We start from the raw sequence: 804 nt of genomic DNA on the forward strand, positions 1-804 counted from the left end.
TTAATTTTTTTGACCATGCTGATATTTATACTTTTGGTAAAGCAGAGCAGGTTTTTGGTAAAGCATTAAGTGAGCGGCCAGAGCTTAGAGAGCACATGTATATTCAATCTAAGTGTGGGATTCGATTTGAAGATGACTTAGGGCCAAAGCGTTATGATTTTTCCCAAAAGTGGATTGAGCAGTCAGTTGAAGCATCATTAAAACGATTAAATACAGATTATTTAGACGTACTTATGCTGCATCGCCCTGATCCACTCATGGAAGTTAACGAAATTGCTCGCATATTTAGTTGCTTAAAAGAAAGCGGTAAAGTGCGCAATTTTGCAGTGTCTAATATGCAGCAGCACCAAATGAACTTTTTACAACACGCACTTGATATGCCAATTGTTGCTAATCAAATTGAGGCTAGTTTGCAAAAACATCAGTTTGTTGATGAAGGTGTATATGCCGGTAACAGTGACGGTAAAGATCTTAATTTTACGCCAGGTAGTATTGAGTACTGTCGTCATTTTGAAATCCAAATTCAAAGCTGGGGTAGTTTATGCCAAGGCTTGTACAGCGGTAGTGATTTATCAAACGCATCTCAGGCAGATATCAACACCAGTCTTTTAGTTAATAAGCTGGCTGCACTTTATGAAACCTCTGCTGAGGCAATTGTACTTGCATGGTTGCTTCGCCATCCCGCATCTATTCAGCCAATTATTGGAACAACTAATGCTAAACGGATTAAAGCCTCTTGTGATGCTGTAAACGTAGAGCTAACTCGTGAGCATTGGTATGCACTTTATGTAAGCGCTAAAGGCC

At 39.4% G+C, this 804-nt stretch carries 1 protein-coding gene; it reads left to right on the forward strand.

Features of this window, described 5'->3' with window-relative positions; all coding sequences use genetic code 11:
* The coding region (locus tag H5072_RS20685; RefSeq protein WP_182694665.1) for an aldo/keto reductase family oxidoreductase at positions 1–804 on the forward strand (804 nt) is incomplete at both ends.

This window comes from Pseudoalteromonas sp. SR45-5 (assembly GCF_014163565.1).
Lineage (GTDB): Bacteria > Pseudomonadota > Gammaproteobacteria > Enterobacterales > Alteromonadaceae > Pseudoalteromonas > Pseudoalteromonas distincta.